Source organism: Larkinella sp. C7 (assembly GCF_006149005.1).
Lineage (GTDB): Bacteria > Bacteroidota > Bacteroidia > Cytophagales > Spirosomataceae > Larkinella.
Genome location: NZ_VBSL01000016.1, coordinates 137527 through 153217 on the forward strand (window position 1 = coordinate 137527; position 15691 = coordinate 153217).

Sequence of the window (15691 nt, forward strand, 5' to 3'; positions counted from 1 at the left end):
CCAACGCCTTTCGTACAAGAGATGATTCCTGACCGACAGCATGGTTTTAATGGCTTCTTCAACATGAAGGACCAGAATAGAACAGGTTGACACAGACAGACATCAATCACAGACGGCCAGTGATTCGTTTGGTTTTGTTGATTCAATTCCATAGAATCGGAGGTCTGTTCATCAGCACCCAACCTGATTCGCACAAAACCGTGAAAACTTTTTTCCTGCTTCTGCTGCTTTCTACAACGGCTTTTTCGCAACCAGCCCCCAAACCGCGCGCCCGCGACCTCGGCATTCCGCTCAACGGAAAACCGGGGCCATTCAATGCGATCACCGACGTTCCCGGTGTGCTGGTGGGCTACAAAACCCGGATTGAGGGCCACGGAAAATGGGCGTTGGGGAAAGGGCCGATCCGAACGGGCGTCACAGTGGTGCTGCCCACGGGGAAAACCGACCGGACTTATCCGGCGGGTTACTTCATTTTCAACGGCGACGGTGAAATGACCGGCATTCCCTACCTCCACGACTACGGCACCGGTTTCGGTCCGGTCGGCATCACCAACACCAACAGCGTCGGGGTGGTTCGCGACGCCATCGGTGGGTGGTGTCACCAGCAGTTTTCGACCAAAAAGGCACTCGATTTTTCATTCGGTTTGCCCCTGGTCGGCGAAACCTGGGACGGGGTGCTGAACGACATCAACGGCTTGCACATCCAAAAAGAACACGTCTTCCAGGCGCTGGAAAGCGCGGCTTCGGGGACGGTTTTGGAAGGCAACGTCGGCGGAGGAACGGGCATGGTTTGCTACGGTTTCAAGGGAGGAACCGGCACGGCTTCGCGACAGATTCGGGTTGGTAGTCAGGACTATACGGTGGGTGTGCTGGTGCAGGCCAACTTTGGTCGGCGCGACGATCTGGTGATGGCGGGGGTGCCGGTCGGGAAAGAAGTGACGGATTTGATGCCGGTGATCAATGAAAAGGACGGCTCGATCATCGCCATCGTCGGAACCGACGTGCCACTCGTTTCCTCCCAACTGAATCTGGTGGCCAGGCGGGTGACGATGGGCCTGGCCCGCACCGGAACCTACGGCACCAACAGTTCGGGTGATATTTTCATGGCCTTTTCCACGCAGAAAGCCGCGTATGATGCCGACACCAAAACGACCACGTACCGATCCGTGGATAAATCCAGTCTGGATGCGGTTTTTAAAGCGACCGTCGAAGCCACGGAAGAAGCCATTCTGAATGCCCTGGTGGCAGCCGAAACGATGGAAGGCATCGATCACCACAAAGTATACGGCCTGCCCCACGACCGGCTGAAAGCGGTTTTGAAAAAGTATAACCGGCTGACGGAGGGGAAATGATGGCGTAGAAAATACGAGATGTAAAAGTTCTGGATCTGAACCCTTTTACATCTCGTATTCATTTTGCTATTTTGAGTTTAAATTCTCCATCCAACCATGACACTTGACGAATTTCGGGCTCTTGATCTGGATTCTTCCAGTCATTACGTTACCATTCAGCTCAAAGGCGATCAGCCACCTGTTAAGCCCGCCAAACTGCATGATCCGCTGCCTACGGCGACTCGTCCGATCCTTTTTTACACCTATTTAGAAGGCAAACGACGCTTTTTCTCGATTATCCCGTATGATTTCACGGGAGCGATCACGTATTATAGTCGTCACATTCCGCTTGAAGAGATCGAATCCATTACTGAACTTCCGCTGATTGTCCGCAACAAACTACACAGCGACGGAAAACGGTATTGAAAAGGCGGTTTTACGCATGCCGCTTCATAACGTCATTGATTAATCGATCAGCTTGGGAAGAGCCTAAACCATATTGAATCGACAGTGCTTTTTTCAGAGCGTGGTTCAGCATGGCCATTACGCGCGAATATTTGTTCATTTCTTCCAGAAACTTCATAGATTCTACGCTTTCTGTCATTACCTCATCATAACTTAGAAAACCCGTTTGGCTTTTTCTTGTCGGCGCGGACTCCTGGTCTCGTGCTTTACTGACGGCGTTATGGGCTTTCCACAATTTGGCAAGGCTGGCAAATTCACTCCGAAAGCTGGAGTTGTTATAGACCTCGTCTACGAGTTTACGGTGTGCCGACAACAGCGCCTTTACGGTCTCATCATCTGATAAATCCCGATACCGCCACTCTTTCGATTTTTCCTCCTTTACTGACGCCAGGCGACGTTGATACGCTATTTTGAACAGGTTTAGGAGTAAAAGATAGTCTTTTTCGATAGCACTTTCGGGGATATTTAATCGCACACGCGATAACCGATTGCCACGCAACACAACGCAAGACTGGTAGTCTGCCCCCAGAGTACTGGCAGCGAGGGCTTGCTCAATATCAGTATCAAGCAGTTTTGTCGGGTCAATCAGATGATAAAGCTCAAAGAACCGCTTCATTTTCAGGTCCTCCTCCAGTTGACCGAAATGCGCCAGCAGTTCGTCATGCGAAAGAACTCCCTGCCCGAATCGGACGATCGCTATCTCCTCTTCCAATGTCATGGCGACGAATCTTTATACTCTTTTATGTTTTCTTCAAGGATAAATATAGTTTTTTTATGCGAACTTGTTGACTTATTTACTCCTCTCCAATTTTTTCAACCCATGCAAGTTATCATTACCGGCGGTGCCGGTTTTCTGGGTCAGCGGCTGGCCAAAGCACTCCTGAACAGTTCGTTGGTTTTTGAAGAATTGCTCCTGGTCGATCTCATCCAACCAATGAATCCGGGAAACGATGGCCGGGTGCATTGCCAGCAGATCGATTTGTCGGCAGAAGGCGCGGCCAAAAGCATCGTGTCGTCCAGAACCGGGCTTCTATTTCATCTCGCAGCGGTGGTGAGCAGTCAGGCCGAAAAGGAGTTCGATCTGGGCTGGAGCGTGAATCTCGACAGTTCCCGGCACCTGCTGGAAGCCTGCCGCCACCAGCATCCGGGCATCCGGTTTGTGTTTGCCAGCGGTTTTGCCGTCTACGGTGGAGACCTCCCGGCGGTGGTCGATGAAAGGACGGTCATTACGCCCCGTTCCTCATACGGCATTCAGAAAGCCATCGTGGAGTTGCTGGTCAATGACTACAGCCGGAAAAATTTTGTCGATGGAAGGGTGCTGCGGTTGCCCACCATTTGTGTCCGGCCCGGCCGACCCAATCAGGCGGCCTCTTCGTTTGTCAGCAGCATCATTCGGGAACCCATTCACGGCGAAACCGCTATTTGCCCGGTTTCGCCGGATCTGACCGTGCTGGTATCCAGCCCTGACACGATCATTCGCAACATCCTGCATGGGGCCAGGCTGGAAAGCAGTGCCTTTGGCGACTGGCGGACGGTCAACCTGCCCGGCATTTCGGTTACCATCCGGGAAATGCTCCACTCTCTGGAGCGGCACACGGACCGGGAAACCGCCAACCGGGTCCAGTTCCGGCCCGATCCCGCCGTTCACGCCATTGTCAGCAGTTGGCCAACCGCCGTCGATAACCGCCGGGCGCTTCAGCTTGGCTTTTCGGTGGATGGTGATTTTGATGGATTTATCAGGCAATTTCTGGCGGAGAAATAGAGACCTGGAAAATCCCTACTTCTTCTTTTTCCGTTTCTTCCGACCCAACTGCAGCTCCTCCGCTTCCTTCATCAAGGCCTTCAGGTCAAACTGCGCGCCTTTGCTGGCATCGACGGTTTCCTGGTAGTCGATCTGGTCGATCTGGGCCACGCGGATGGGTTTGTCCAGAAACGTTTCAATTTCGTCGAGGATCGGTTTTTCTTCGGGGCTGCAAAACGAGAACGCCTGACCTTTCTGGGTCCCCCGCCCCGTCCGGCCCACGCGGTGGACGTAGTTTTCGGGTTGCTCGGGCAGGTCGTAATTCACGACGTAATCTACGTTGGCGATGTCGATACCGCGCGCGCTGATGTCGGTGGCAATCAAAACCTTAACCTCCCCGCTTCGGAACTGATTCATGACCTGCAGGCGGTCTTTCTGTTCCTTGTCGCCGTGAATGGTTTCGCTTTTGATCCCAACGCGTTCCAGGGCTTTCAACACCCGCTCGGCCCGAACTTTCGTCCGGACAAACACCAGAATTTTGCTGTCGGGGTGTTCCTGAATCAGCCGTTCCAGAAAAAACCGCTTGTCGTCCATCCCGACAAAAGCCACGGAATGGTCGATGTTTTTGGCCACCGGATCTTTGGGCGAAATCTGAATCCGGATGGCGTTGTGTACCAGCGAATAGGCTAACTTTTTGATTTTCTCGTTGATCGTCGCCGAAAAAAACAGCGTTTGCCGCTTGCGGGGCAGGAATTTCATCAAATCCTGAATGTCTTTGATAAAGCCCAGATCAAGCATGTGATCGGCTTCGTCCAGAATCAGGATTTCGACCCGCTGCAAGCGGATGTAGCCCTGGCTCACCAGATCGAACATCCGGCCCGGCGTCGCAATCAGAATGTCGATGCCCGCTTCCAGTTGCGCAATCTGCGGGCCCTGCTCCACCCCACCAAACACACAAAACACTTTCAGGTTCATGTGCCGGGAAATCTGCTCGAACACCCCGGCGATCTGCAACGCCAGTTCACGGGTTGGCACCATTACCAGACACTTGATACCCTCCGCCCGTTTCTGCTTTTTCCGTTCATGCAGCATACTGACGACCGGAATAGCGAAAGCTGCCGTTTTTCCGGTGCCGGTTTGGGCAATTGCCAGCACATCTTCACCCTTCAGAATTGGCGGTATCGATTTAAACTGAATGTCGGTCGGTTTTTTGAAGCCCAACCCTTCCAGATTCCGCTTGATTTCGGGGGCAATATAATAATCGTCGAATTTCATGGTGGTGTACGCTGGACTCCGGGTAGTGGTTGGTCACGTCCAATGCGAGTGCGAATTAGTAGAATATTCCTGAAAAACCGTTCCAACCCTTTTGACTTCCCTGAGTCATCTTCCAAAAACAACAGATACGGGATGAATAAGTTTCTGTAGACCGGATTCGAACCCCAACAAAAAAACACCGCTACACAGCAGCGGTGGTTTTCCAGTTTGTCTAATTCTACGGTATTACTCGGCGGGGGTGTTCAAAACCACCGACCGGGCGGGTGTGGAAACCGGCGGAGTAGCCACGTTCACCTGTTTGCGAATCGCGCCCTGAGCCGACTTGAATTCCAGTTCGTAGGCACCATCGGCCAGATTTTTCATGTCCAGTTTGGCCGCGTATTTCAATTCTTTTTTCGAAATCGTTTCCTGAAAAATGATTTCTTTTTTGTCGTTGCGCAGCAGAACCGTCACCGGCTCCGCGGCCGATTTTACGACGGATACCCGAATCTTGTTTTCGGAAGTGACGTAGGCACTGGCGCCAAAGGGTAGTGCGTTGGGCGTAGCGGGGTCACTCAAAACCGGGGCGCTCAACAGCGCGGAACAGATCAGATTACTCAGGAGATTGAACATGGTGTTGTTTACGTTTAGTATTTGTTGTTGTTGGGTATGATTCAAAAGGTGTTGCTTACGTGTTCGGTTACTTGTATTCCAAACGCCGTGCCAATATCGTAATAACCTGATAATCAGCATATAAAAAATATTCTCCAGCAATCAAACTGTACGAAGCCGGACAGGTGCTGTTCGCTGCCGGACAACAATGTCCGTTTGGCTTTCGCCCGGCGATTCCGTAGTTTTGAGTAACCCCAAACAACGCGTTCTTCGATGAAATCAACGCTTACACTTCTGATAACGACCATGCTTCTGACGGATCTCGCGCCGGTGAACGGCCAATCCATTACTGAAAATCCTTTTTTCACCGCCTATACCACCCCTTTTGGCGTACCGGCCTTCGACAAAATCAAGCCGGAACACTACGAACCGGCTTTTGAGGAAGGCATCAAACAGCAGGCGGCTGACATTGCGAAAATCACCAGCCAGACCCAGGCACCCACCTTTGCCAACACCATCGAAGCCCTGGAAGCGGGCGGTGATCTGCTCAGTCGGGTGAGCACGGTATTTTTCAACCTCAACAACGCCAACACCAGCGATGCTCTTCAGAAAATCGCCCAGACCATTGCGCCCAAACTGGCGAAAAACGGCGACGACATCGCGCTGAATCCGGCCCTGTTCAAGCGGGTAAAAACCGTTTACGACCAGCGAAACCAGCTTAAACTCACCGGCGAACAACAGCAGTTGCTCGAAAAAACGTACAAGAATTTTGTCCGGGGCGGAGCCGCTTTGACCGCCGAAAAACAGGATCGGCTGCGGAAAATCAATGAAGAGCTTTCGGTCCTGACCCTGAAGTTTGGTCAGAATCTGCTGGCCGAAAACAACGCCTACACGCTGGTAATCGACAAAAAGGAAGACCTCAGCGGTTTGCCCGCTTCGCTGGTGAGCGCGGCTGCCAACGAAGCCAAAAAGCGAAATCAGGACGGCAAATGGATTTTTACCCTGCAAAACCCGAGCATCATGCCGTTTTTGCAATATGCCGACAACCGGGCACTCCGCGAGCAGATTTTCCGGGCCTATCTCGAACGCGGCAATCACAACGACGCGCGTGACAACAAGGCGTTGATGGCCAAAATGGTAACGCTTCGGGCCGAAAAGGCGCAGTTGCTGGGCTACGAAAACCACGCGGCTTTTGTGCTGGAAGAAAGCATGGCTTCAACGCCCGCCAAGGTGAGCGAACTGCTCAATCAACTCTGGGCCGCAACGGTGCCCGTGACGAAGCAGGAAGCCACCGAGTTGCAGGCGTTGATGGACAAGGAAGGAAAGAACGAAAAGCTGGCGAGTTGGGACTGGCGGTATTATGCCGAAAAACTCCGCAAGCAAAAATACGCCCTCGATGGCGAACAGCTCAAACCGTATTTCTCGCTCGAAAACGTCCGCGAAGGCATTTTCATGCTCACCGGACGGCTCTACGGTTTGCGCTTCGAACGGCGAACGGATTTACCAATCTATCAGGAAGAAGTTCAGAGCTACGAAGTGAAAGAAGCCGACGGACGGCACATCGGGATTCTGTATATGGATTTTCACCCGCGCGCCAGCAAACGCGGAGGAGCGTGGATGACCAGTTTTCGGCGGCAGGAAGTGGAAAAAGGCCAGAAAATCACGCCGGTGATTTCCATCGTCTGCAACTTCTCGCGTCCGTCGGGCGACGCCCCGGCCTTGCTCAGTCTGGAGGAAACCCGGACGTTTTTCCACGAATTCGGCCACGCCCTGCACGGTTTGCTTTCCAACGTCACCTACGCCAGTTTGTCGGGAACATCGGTGCCGCGCGACTTCGTGGAACTGCCTTCGCAAATCATGGAAAACTGGTCGGAGGAAGCGCAAATGCTGAAACTCTACGCCAAACATTACAAAACCGGCGCGGTGATTCCGGATGCGCTGATCGAGAAAATCAACAAAAGCAGTCTGTTTAACCAGGGTTTTGAAACGACTGAATACCTGGCCGCGTCGTTGCTCGACATGGAGTACCATACGCTGAAACCCGGCGAGGTGCCGACGGATGTGCTGGCTTTCGAAAAGCAGTCGATGGATAAAATCGGTTTGATCGACCAGATTCCCCCGCGCTACCGGAGCACGTATTTCCAGCACATTTTCGCGGGCGGTTATTCGGCGGGTTATTACAGCTACATCTGGTCGGCGGTTTTGGATGCCGATGCTTTCGAAGTGTTCAAGCAAAAAGGTTTATTCGATCAGAAATCCGCCCAGTCGTTCCGCAAAAACGTCCTCGAAAAGGGCGGCACCGACGAACCGATGACGCTCTATAAAAATTTCCGGGGCTCCGAACCCGACATCAAACCGCTGCTCCGTCGCCGGGGCTTGCTGAAGGTGTTATAAAGTTGGTTTACAGTCTACGGTTTACAGTTGGCTGGCGCATTCACAATCGTGCATCAGTCCCGGTGGAGAACCGCACCGTAAACCGTAGACTGAAAACCGTAAACCATAAACCCCAAACTCCATTATGAAGAAATACCTACCCACCCTCCTGCTGGCTTTCTCCCTGATTTCCTGGACCATCGACGATGTTCCCCAGGCGGTGATTACCAACGATTCCATCAAGGCAACGCTGTATTTGCCAGACACCGCCACCGGGTATTACCGGGGCACGCGCTTCGACTGGTCGGGCGTGATTGCCAATCTGGAGTACAAAGGGCACAGCTATTTTGGGAAGTGGTTTGACAAATACGATCCGTATCTGCACGACGCCATCAGCGGCCCGGTCGAAGCGTTTGACCCGATTGGTTACGATCAGGCCAAACCCGGCGACCTGTTCGTGAAGATTGGCGTGGGGAGCCTGCGGAAGATCGACAGTGAACCGTACAAGTTTGTCGCGCCCTACCAACACGTGGATAAAGGGCAGTGGTCGGTTCAGAAAAAAGCCGATCAGGTGCGGTTTACCCATGTGTTGAAGGATGCGGCCGGATATTCCTACGAATACGAAAAAACCGTGAAGCTCACCAAAGGCAAGCCCGAACTGGTGCTGGAGCACCGCCTGAAAAATACCGGCAAACAGCGCATCGAAACCGCCGTTTACAACCACAACTTTCTGGTGATCGACCAGCAGCCGTCGGGGCCGGATTTTCGGGTTCAGTTTGGGTTTCCGGCCAAACCGACCGGCGATTTGAAAGACATTCTGGCCAGTAAAAATCAGGAGCTTACCTTTTTGAGACCGCTCCAGAACCGGGAGAGCATTTACACGCTCGTGGAAGGTTACGGCGCCAGTGCCAGCGATTACGACATCCGGGTTGAAAACACCAAAACCGGCGCGGGTGTCCGGATTCGGAGCGACCGGCCCATGTCGAAACTGGCATTCTGGTCGAACCCGAAAAACCTGTCGCCCGAACCCTTCATTGCGATCAATGTGGCACCGGGACAGGCGTTTACGTGGAAGATTTCGTACGAATTTTATACAACAGGGCAGTAAGGAACAGTCGATTCCGCCACGATTCTTCAAAAAGGCATCAGAATTACCTGATGCCTTTTTGATTAGCTAACGGGTTGCCATGCCGCGTCGTCAAACTTCGGCAGCTCAATTTTGGCCAGTAGTTCGTCTTCCAGCAAAGCCGCCCATTCAATCAGATAGGCCACAACGTCGTCGCGGTGGTTATGACGTAGGTAACGCTTTTCGATGGGGAAACGATCCAACACCCGCCGGTCGGTCAGTTTTTCGAGGTTCTTCAGGTCTTCGATCGCCAGACCGGCCTGCAACATTTCACTGATTACCAGATCAATCGGCATGTAGCTCGTGGGGCAATAGTCGGCCACCTGCTCGTTCCAGTCGCCATAGCGTTGCATGGCGTAGGCGTGAATCTGGGCTTTGGTCAGTTTGGTCAATTCCTGAGCGAGGTTGCCGCAGTTGCAACCGCCCATGTGGCCCCATTCATAAGGAGCGCCTTCCTGTAGTTTCCGGGCTGTCCGGCGCAGCGCATCGATCAGTTCAGGATTTGGTCGTGCCATGGTAGTACAAAGTTTACGATTTTACCAACCCAACAGATTGTGATTCCATTTTGTTTCCTGCAAAAACGTCTCTTTTAGCAGAAAAAAAGACCGCTATTTTTTCCTGAAAACGCTGACTCAAACCAGGTAAATACCGTCTTCCTTAATCGCAATCTTCCGTTCCCGAAACAGCGCCCCGATGGCTTTCTTGAAGGTTTTCTTACTCATCTCCAGCGTCTGGTAAATGGCATCCGGTTCGCTGTAATCGTTGAGGGGCAGAAAACCGTTCTGCTCTTTCAGCGTGGCCAGAATCCGCTGCGCGTTCGGTTCCACGTTTTCATACCCCGGTTTTTGCAGGCTCACATCGATCCGGTTGTCGTCGCGAATCGTCTTGATGTAGCCCGTCAGCCGGTCGCCGGGATACACCTGACGGAACACCTCATTCGCGTAGACCAGGCCCCGGTAGCGGTTGTTGATGATGACGTTGATGCCCAGATCGGTCGGTTCCCAGGCCAGCAGCGACACTTCCTGCCCTTCCGTCAGGTTGGGTACTTCCGAATCCAGAAACCGGTTGAGCCGGCTCGACGCCACCAGCCGGTCGGTTTCGTGATCGAGGTACAGGTACACGACGTACCAGCGGCCCACTTCCATCGGGCGGCTTTGCTCGCGGTAGGGCACCAGCAGGTCTTTTTCCAGCCCCCAGTCCAGAAACGCACCCACGCTTGTGACCGAAACTACTTGCAAACGCGCAAACTGATTGCGCTGGATTTTAGGCGTCAGCGTGGTGGCAATGATCCGGTCTTCCGAGTCGGTATAAACGAACACATCGATCGGATCATCGACCCGCAGCGATTCCGGCACGTATTTGTTGGGGAGCAGGATGTCATTGTCCTCATCGTCGCCCAGAAAAACCCCGACGCTGGTTTCGCGGAGGGCAATCAGGGTATTTATTTTTCCAATTTGTATCATTCGAAACGGTTTTTCAAGCCCTTTTTACTGCTTTTGCCGGTCGGCCCAGGCATCCATCTTGTGTTCCAGCACATCCAGCGGCATACAACCGTCTTTCAGGAATTCGTCGTGGAAAGCCGCCAGCTTGAACTGGTCGCCCAGCTGTTTTTCGTACTTGGCCCGCAATTCCCGGATTTTCAGCGCCCCGATCTTGTACGATAGCGCCTGCGCCGGAATGGCCATATACCGCTCGATTTCGGCCACCGCGCCCTGTTCCGCAATCGGTTCGTTGTCCATCATGTACTTGATGGCTTCTTCGCGGGTCATGTGTTTGGTGTGAATCGCCACATCGACCACCAGCCGGATCGCCCGGTGAATTTCGTCGCTCAAAGCGCCCATATACTGGTACGGATCGGTGTAAATGCCGAGTTCCTTGCCCAGCGACTCGCAGTACAACGCCCAGCCTTCGCCGTAGGCGCCATACCACGCAAACCGCCGGAATTTCGGCAAATCCGTGTTTTCCTGCTGCAAAGACACCTGGTAATGGTGACCGGGAATGGCTTCGTGCAAAAACAAGGACTCCATGCCGGACGTAACGTTGAATTGGGTCGCATCCGGAATCGGAACGTAGAAAATGCCGGGGCGACTTCCATCCGCCGACGCCGGGTTGTATTCCGCACTCGCCGAGGCTTCGCGGAACTTCTCCGTTTGCCGGATTTCAAATTTTGACTTTGGCGTTTGGGTAAACATCTTCGCCAGATTCGGCTCGATCCGCGCCAGAATTGTGTTGAAAGCCGCCAGCACGTCTTTCGGCTGTTTGTAGGGATAAAACTTCGGGTCGGTTTTGAGGTGAGTGAAAAAATCGTTCAGCGAACCGGGAAAACCGACCTGCGTTTTTACTTTCTCCATTTCACCCCGAATCCGGGCCACTTCTTTCAAACCGGTCTGGTAAATTTCATCCGGCGTTTTGTCGGTGGTCGTCCAGGTTTTGACCAGCTCTTTATACAACTCCGGCCCCTGTGGAACCACATCGATGCCCGAGGTAGTACGGGCTTTGGGCAGGTATTCCTGCTGTAGAAAATCGCCCAGTTTTTTATACGTCGGCACGATCTGTTCCAGAATCGCCGTCTTGTAAGCGGCTGTCAGGCGGTTTTTATCCGCTTCGCCAAATTCTTTCGGCAGGTTCCTGATCGGGCCGTAAAACAGACTTTGAGTCGGATCGGTCACCACCAGATCGGTCATCTGCGGGATCATCTTCACCACCAGGCTTTTCGGCCAGATCAGGCCAGTCGCCATGCCTTTCCGGAAATTGGCCACGGCGGTATCACCCCAGACCTGAAAGGCCGAAACCCGCTTCAGCCAGTTGTCGTAATCCTTGACGGTTTTGAACGGCTGCGCCCCCGCTCCGCTGCCCAACTGACCAAACGACAGCGTCAGCCCTTCGAACTGTGAAAACGGCACGTATTCGAGGTGAAACTTAAATTGGTCCAACTGCAGCTCCAGCTCGCGTTTCAGAATATCGTACGAAATTTTGTCCTGATCCGACAGTTTTTCGCGATCAAAGGCTTTTATTTTGTCGAGATAGTCGGTGTAAAATGCCTTCGTCTGGCCAAGAAATTCCTGCGAAATGCTGTTGGGCAGCAAATCGTTGTAGCGGTTGTCGCCCTGATACGTCGCTTCAATCGGAAACAGCTTCAGGCGTTCTTCGTAGTACGTATCGACGGTTTGGGCGAAATCGGCATTGGCAGCCGTGTTTTCCTGTCCGGTTTTGGAGTTACAGGCCATCATCGAAGCCATGAGCAGAGCGGATACAAGGATTAGTTTCATGATCGAATCGCATTCGGCAAAAGTTCAGAGCGGAAAGGTAGCCATAAACCGCCGAAAACCCTGACCGTGACGGGCCGCACGGGGATTGAAGACCACTTTCCTTTCAGTAAAAATTGACCGCACAAATGGTAACCCGAACAGAGTCTTGTCAATTTGGGGTTTTCTCACCAGCCATAAACGACCGTTGAATGCGGAGGCTCTTACCCAACAGGAAAGGTGTTTTAAGGGCTTTATCTGAATGGCCCCCCGCGATGGGCTTTGTCGCTACGCTCATTGGGTGAACACGCCATTGAAAACGCAAAAACCGTCGAACGTTTATCAATCTCTGTTCACCAGCGAGCGGCTGGACCGTACTTGCTGCACGTTGCCAGCGGTTCCAGACAGGTAGTTTTGAAAGCATTGAAGCCATCATTGACAAGTTGTTCACTTTAAGCTGTTTGACTCCGTTTTGAATCGGAGTCAAACAGCTTTTTTTATACTTACCATTTTGTTAGAATTGTTCTTTTCATTTGCTATTTTCGCAGTAATAATAGTAACGTATACACTACGCGTCGGGGCTGTTCCAAACCCGCAACCAACCCGTTTACGCACTATTCAGGAAACCGCTCAACGTCTTCCGCCGGTTCTGATCCGGCCACGCAATTTCTGTCTACTAAACCATTTTATCCCATGAAACATCTTTTACGATTACCCTTCCAATGGATGGGCAGATGGGCACCCCTTCGCCTTTTTTTGTTTGCTCACGTTTTGATCCTGGCCAGTCTGACGAGCCTTCATGCGCAGACGATTCGTTACGTGAAAGAAGGAGGTAACGGTGAAGGCTTGACCTGGGATGATGCTTCGGGGGATTTAATGGCCATGATCAATGCCTCCCAGTTCGGCTCCGGCGATCAGGTCTGGGTAGCGAGAGGAATCTATAAACCAGGTCCTGAACCGTGGCATCGGTTTGAATTGACCGATGGGATATCGGTTTATGGCGGATTTGAGGGTGGCGAAACTTCCCTTGAAGAGCGGGTGTTGACTTCTCCCTCCTCCACCACGCTGAGCGGGGAAATCGGCGATCCGGGCACTACATCGGACAATAGTTACCACGTTGTGGCTTTGGTGAGGGGCAGTCGGTCAACGATTCTGGACGGTTTTGTTATAACCGGGGGGAATGCCCACGGGGAATATAACGATGCTCACGGAGGAGGAGTATTCAATGAAAGTGGCTGTGGGTATGGTGATCCTATCATCCGGAATTGTTACTTCACCAATAACCAGGCCAGCAGTGGTGGTGGTTTTTATTCCGAGGGATCAGACAGTCATCCCCTGCTGATCAACTGTGTATTCTTCAAAAATACAGCGGACGGGGATGTAGGGGGCGGAGCCATGACGATTTCAGGCTCCGTAGCGACCGTGATCAACTGTACCTTTGTCGGAAACCGGTCCACTACCGGAAATGCCATCCAGAACAAAGGCACACTCGCCCTGACCAATAGCATCCTGTGGAATAACCAACCCAATTATGACGGTGAAATTCAGGGAAATGATGGGCTGGATCTGGTTGGTGACGGAACGCTCACCGTCACACACACCATTAATCAGGACGATCTTCCCGGCCTGGGCAATCAAGTTTCCAACCCGGCTTTTGCGAACGAAGCAACCGGTGACCTGAGCTTGACGGCCTGTTCATTTGCCATTAATTCGGGGGACCTCAACTCCTACACGGCGGTGAGTGGTCCGGGTACAGATATGGCCGGGCAAAACCGTGTGTACGGTGATTACATTGATCGGGGAGCGTTTGAGTTTCAGGGCGAAACAGATGCGCTTTTTTTCATCAATCCGGCTCCAACGAGTTTAACGATCTGTGCGACGCCAACCGGTTATCTGCCTACAATTGCACAGGTAGCATTGGATCTAGGGGGGAAGGGGACTGTTACCTATGAATATTATAAGGACGGGGTCAAATATGATGAGTATGAAGCTGGGGTCGATGACTCTTTCTTTATGTATACTTCGGATCAGTCTTCCGGCGCGTATCGCGTGGTGATTTCCAATGCGTGCGGTTCCATCACGTCTGAGCCCTTCAACCTGACCATAATACCCCATCCCACGGTCACGATTGAGGCATCGGCTACGGCAATTTGTGCCGGAGAGTCGGCCACCCTGACCGCGTCGGGCGGAGGTACCTATTTTTGGAATACGGGAGCAACCACGTCCGCCATCAGCGTGACTGAGACCGGGAAGTACTCCGTAACGGTAACCAACCCGAATGGCTGTTTCGAATACCAGGAGATTAACATCGTAGTAAATAACCTGCCCTCCACGAGCATAACCCCTTCTTCTCCAACGATCTGCGCCGGTCAATCGGTTACCCTAACCGCGTCGGGCGGAAGTACCTATCTCTGGAGCACGCTTGCGACCACGTCCTCCATCAACGTAACGACAACCGGAACCTATTCCGTCACCGTTACCAATGCCAGCCTGTGTTCGAGCACCGCTTCGACCGGCGTGACGGTCGGAGAGTCGATTCTACCACCGACGATCACCAGCAGTCCGACGGCCACTGGTCCGGGTATGATGACCGTGCTCCAGAATACCGGTCCGGTTTCTCTCACCGCCACCGGGTGTGCAGGAACACTGGTCTGGACCGGACCCGGATCGCCCAGCGGTTCGCCGATTTCGATCCCTACGTCAACCACCGGCACATTCGCATATTCCGTCTATTGCCAGCAGGGCAGTTGTACCAGTCCAACGGCCTCATTTACCGTCGTCGTCAACCCCGCCCCGACGGTGACCGGCAGTTTCGACGGCTTTCTGTACGGCGCCGATTGCAGCAGCTTCCGGGGATGGGCCTGGGATCGCAACAAACCCAACACGGTTTTCTCCGTCGATATCTACGACGGGGCAACTTTCAAGGGCTCAATAGCGGCCAATGAGTTCCGGCAGGATCTGAAAGACGCGGGCAAGGGCAATGGCATCCACGCCTTTCGCTGGAGTATTCCCGAAGAGTTGAAAGACGGGCAGGTGCATACGCTCTCTGCCATAGTATCCGGCAGCAGTTTTACCCTGAAAGATGGCCCCAAAACCATCCTGTGCCAAACCGGTACGGTTCCGCCACCGCCCAACAAGCAGCCCGTTGCTCCCGTTGTCCCAGCGTTGACGGCCCAGCAGGGCGTGGATTTTACAACCACCTTACCGGTTTTCACCGATCCTGAAGGCGGAACGCTCAGTTATGGCCTGGCAGGCCTGCCCACTGGTCTGACGTTCACCAGCAGCACGCGTCAGATTACCGGAAAACCCGGGGTTGAAGGCGGTTTTGTGCTGACGTATTCAGCCACCGATCCGCAGGGCGCTACCAACAGCGTGAGTTTTAACCTGACCGTAGCCGGGTCGACACCCATAGTCACGGGTAGTTTTGAGGGTTATCTCGACAAGGTCGAATGCGGAACGATTCGCGGCTGGGTCTGGGATCGCAACAAACCCAATACGCCTTTATTGATACGTGAGTAAGTTTGTTATGTAAGGTCCTTTTGGT

At 53.0% G+C, this 15691-nt stretch carries 12 protein-coding genes; 6 read left to right on the forward strand and 6 right to left on the reverse strand.

Annotation, left to right across the window (positions count from 1 at the left end):
- The first annotated feature begins 200 nt into the window (after positions 1-200).
- Both FH871_RS27030 and FH871_RS27035 read left to right on the forward strand, forming a co-directional pair.
- Positions 201-1352, forward strand: coding sequence for a P1 family peptidase (locus tag FH871_RS27030; RefSeq protein ID WP_138994533.1), 1152 nt, complete (start codon positions 201-203; stop codon positions 1350-1352).
- A gap of 96 nt (positions 1353-1448) precedes the next feature.
- Positions 1449-1757 (forward strand): hypothetical protein, encoded by a 309-nt coding sequence (locus FH871_RS27035; RefSeq protein WP_138994534.1) that lies wholly within the window; start codon positions 1449-1451, stop codon positions 1755-1757.
- 10 nt (positions 1758-1767) lie between these two features.
- On the opposite strand, the gene FH871_RS27040 is transcribed toward FH871_RS27035, so the two are convergent.
- Positions 1768-2514, reverse strand: coding sequence for a DUF5958 family protein (locus FH871_RS27040; protein ID WP_138994535.1), 747 nt, complete (start codon positions 2512-2514; stop codon positions 1768-1770).
- A gap of 102 nt (positions 2515-2616) precedes the next feature.
- Here FH871_RS27040 and denD point away from each other — a divergent pair, with 102 nt between their 5' ends.
- Positions 2617-3558 carry a D-erythronate dehydrogenase gene (gene denD, locus FH871_RS27045; RefSeq protein ID WP_138994536.1) on the forward strand — a complete coding sequence of 314 codons (942 nt, stop codon included), beginning with the start codon at positions 2617-2619 and terminating at the stop codon, positions 3556-3558.
- A 15-nt stretch (positions 3559-3573) separates the two neighbouring features.
- Here the strand turns inward: denD and FH871_RS27050 are convergent, their stop codons facing one another.
- Positions 3574-4812 carry a DEAD/DEAH box helicase gene (locus tag FH871_RS27050; RefSeq protein ID WP_138994537.1) on the reverse strand — a complete coding sequence of 413 codons (1239 nt, stop codon included), beginning with the start codon at positions 4810-4812 and terminating at the stop codon, positions 3574-3576.
- Between the two features lie 225 nt (positions 4813-5037).
- Positions 5038-5424 (reverse strand): hypothetical protein, encoded by a 387-nt coding sequence (locus FH871_RS27055; protein WP_138994538.1) that lies wholly within the window; start codon positions 5422-5424, stop codon positions 5038-5040.
- A gap of 252 nt (positions 5425-5676) precedes the next feature.
- Between FH871_RS27055 and FH871_RS27060 the strand changes: the two genes are divergently transcribed.
- Both FH871_RS27060 and FH871_RS27065 read left to right on the forward strand, forming a co-directional pair.
- Positions 5677-7797, forward strand: coding sequence for a M3 family metallopeptidase (locus FH871_RS27060; protein ID WP_138994539.1), 2121 nt, complete (start codon positions 5677-5679; stop codon positions 7795-7797).
- Positions 7798-7921: 124 nt separating this feature from the next.
- Positions 7922-8884 (forward strand): hypothetical protein, encoded by a 963-nt coding sequence (locus FH871_RS27065; RefSeq protein ID WP_138994540.1) that lies wholly within the window; start codon positions 7922-7924, stop codon positions 8882-8884.
- A 62-nt stretch (positions 8885-8946) separates the two neighbouring features.
- On the opposite strand, the gene FH871_RS27070 is transcribed toward FH871_RS27065, so the two are convergent.
- The 3 genes from FH871_RS27070 to FH871_RS27080 all read right to left on the reverse strand — a co-directional run bounded on the left by FH871_RS27070 (position 8947) and on the right by FH871_RS27080 (position 12171).
- Positions 8947-9417, reverse strand: coding sequence for a hypothetical protein (locus FH871_RS27070; protein ID WP_138994541.1), 471 nt, complete (start codon positions 9415-9417; stop codon positions 8947-8949).
- Positions 9418-9534: 117 nt separating this feature from the next.
- Positions 9535-10365: a S1 RNA-binding domain-containing protein gene (locus tag FH871_RS27075; protein ID WP_138994542.1), complete on the reverse strand. Its 831-nt coding sequence runs from the start codon at positions 10363-10365 to the stop codon at positions 9535-9537.
- Positions 10366-10389: 24 nt separating this feature from the next.
- Positions 10390-12171 (reverse strand): DUF885 family protein, encoded by a 1782-nt coding sequence (locus FH871_RS27080; RefSeq protein WP_138994543.1) that lies wholly within the window; start codon positions 12169-12171, stop codon positions 10390-10392.
- A 669-nt stretch (positions 12172-12840) separates the two neighbouring features.
- On the opposite strand from FH871_RS27080, the gene FH871_RS27085 reads away from it, so the two are divergent.
- The gene (locus tag FH871_RS27085; RefSeq protein WP_138994544.1) at positions 12841-15666 is read left to right on the forward strand and encodes a putative Ig domain-containing protein; all 2826 of its coding nucleotides are present in this window, start codon (positions 12841-12843) and stop codon (positions 15664-15666) included.
- Positions 15667-15691: the final 25 nt, after the last annotated feature.

Coding starts and splice junctions, on each gene's coding strand:
- FH871_RS27085 (WP_138994544.1), top strand. CDS start 12,841: ATGAAACATCTTTTACGATTACCCTTCCAATGGATGGGCAGATGGGCA.
- FH871_RS27080 (WP_138994543.1), bottom strand. CDS start 12,171: ATGAAACTAATCCTTGTATCCGCTCTGCTCATGGCTTCGATGATGGCC.
- FH871_RS27050 (WP_138994537.1), bottom strand. CDS start 4,812: ATGAAATTCGACGATTATTATATTGCCCCCGAAATCAAGCGGAATCTG.
- FH871_RS27055 (WP_138994538.1), bottom strand. CDS start 5,424: ATGTTCAATCTCCTGAGTAATCTGATCTGTTCCGCGCTGTTGAGCGCC.
- denD (WP_138994536.1), top strand. CDS start 2,617: ATGCAAGTTATCATTACCGGCGGTGCCGGTTTTCTGGGTCAGCGGCTG.
- FH871_RS27070 (WP_138994541.1), bottom strand. CDS start 9,417: ATGGCACGACCAAATCCTGAACTGATCGATGCGCTGCGCCGGACAGCC.
- FH871_RS27035 (WP_138994534.1), top strand. CDS start 1,449: ATGACACTTGACGAATTTCGGGCTCTTGATCTGGATTCTTCCAGTCAT.
- FH871_RS27040 (WP_138994535.1), bottom strand. CDS start 2,514: ATGACATTGGAAGAGGAGATAGCGATCGTCCGATTCGGGCAGGGAGTT.
- FH871_RS27060 (WP_138994539.1), top strand. CDS start 5,677: ATGAAATCAACGCTTACACTTCTGATAACGACCATGCTTCTGACGGAT.
- FH871_RS27065 (WP_138994540.1), top strand. CDS start 7,922: ATGAAGAAATACCTACCCACCCTCCTGCTGGCTTTCTCCCTGATTTCC.
- FH871_RS27075 (WP_138994542.1), bottom strand. CDS start 10,365: ATGATACAAATTGGAAAAATAAATACCCTGATTGCCCTCCGCGAAACC.